This window comes from Vibrio sp. 811 (assembly GCF_033339195.1).
Map to the genome: position 1 here is coordinate 1 of NZ_JAWOUB010000213.1, position 867 is coordinate 867.

An 867-nucleotide genomic window follows, 5' to 3' on the forward strand; every position below is an offset into this window, starting at 1 on the left:
TCAAGTCACTTGAACATGCTTTATCGGACTGGCATTACCGCGAACAAATTTACTCAGAGCGCGACCGTGTGGAAGCGCTGCGTGAAATCAGTAACGCCATTCGTTTTATTCGCCAAACATTGACCATTTTTGGTGGCGTAGTGCCTCGTCGTGCGAGCGCTATCTTGCGTCAAGAATTGAAGTGGTTAGAAGAAGAGCTCGTTTGGCTTGATGAACATGCTCACCTTGAAGAGTTGCTTGATGATAAAGGTAACGTATTGCGCAAACTTGACGCGCGTAAGTTCCTTGTCTCTGAGTTGACTCAACAGTTGGAAGAGTTGCCAAGTCGTGAAGAGATGCTGACATTGTTGAGTTCGGCGCGTTACACAGGATTACTGCTGGATCTTAGCCGCTGGATCTTAGCACGTGGCTGGCAGCCATTCTTGGATGAGAAAGCGCGCGAGAAGATGGCAAGCAACATCATGCCGTTTTCTGTGACGCAATTGGATCGCACTTGGGCTGAGCTGATGGAAGCTTTCCCTGCAGAGCGTGATTTGTCTGCGCAAGAGTATGTGGATCAGCGTTACCGTCTGCTGCGTAACCTTTACACTGGAATTGGTTTTGCGAGCTTGTACAACTTCGACGAGCGTAATAGCTTCCGTCTTCCTTGGGCTGACTTAGTGCATGGCATTGATGATCTGTTGATGCTGAACCATCTATTGCCTTTGGTCGATATGCTGGAAAATGAAGAGAAAGAACAGCTAGAGCGTTGGCTGCACCGCCAAGAGCGTTCGATTCTTCATGCAATGGATCAAACAAGAGCAATCAGCGTAGAGACTCAGCCGTACTGGCGTGAAAAATAAGACAAGCGAGCGCAAAGTAGCGTTA

Annotated in this window: 1 protein-coding gene; it reads left to right on the top strand. The window is 48.3% G+C overall.

All coding sequences use genetic code 11. From position 1 onward, the window contains the following. On the top strand, window positions 1-842 hold an 842-nt coding region (locus R7Q46_RS25890), incomplete at its 5' end, for a CHAD domain-containing protein (protein ID WP_318078045.1). Window positions 843-867 lie beyond the last annotated feature (25 nt).